The 555-nt window shown below is 38.7% G+C and carries 1 pseudogene; it reads left to right on the top strand.

The window, feature by feature from the left end:
* Positions 1-143 precede the first annotated feature (143 nt).
* Positions 144-555: pseudogene (locus R7044_RS27290) on the top strand (GGDEF domain-containing protein); the annotation flags it as partial.

The following is a 555-nucleotide window of genomic DNA, read 5'->3' as shown; positions in this document are numbered from 1 at the left end:
AAATCAAATTTCAGATTTATGAATATCACCGCTATTTGCTCATTTTTTTATATAAACCAAGCAAAAATGATAAAAATTAAAGCGATATTAGTTAATATCCGGTAATCTAAATCCAATTCCATTTTGCTAGTAACATCGCAGAAATGACTGACGAGTTTAAGAAATCGACCGCTAACTTAAAAAAAGCGGTGCCACTAATGATCAAAAATCATGTAGCTGCCACCCCCGCAAACTACGCGCTTTGGTATACCTACGTAGACAAAACCATTCCAGAGCTCAATTTTGAGATGGACGAAGTGTTAGAACACTACGGTATTTGTCCACCAGCAGCGAACAAACAGCTTTACAACAACTACGTGGCCAGTAGAGCAGAAACCAGTTTAGAAGATCTCAAAACCAACGTAGAAGTACTATTACATGAAGTGTCGAGCTCCATGAGTGATACTTTGTCAGATACCTCTTCTTTCTCTGCGATGGTCGATAAGAGCTTCAACAAATTAGAAAAAGTTGAAGACAACAGCTTGAGCATCGAAGAAGTGATGGTGGTGATCCGCC

The organism is Vibrio sp. 1402 (genome assembly GCF_033340275.1).
The sequence above is the reverse complement of the archived record's forward strand: the minus strand, read 5'-3'. Positions and strand labels throughout refer to the sequence as shown.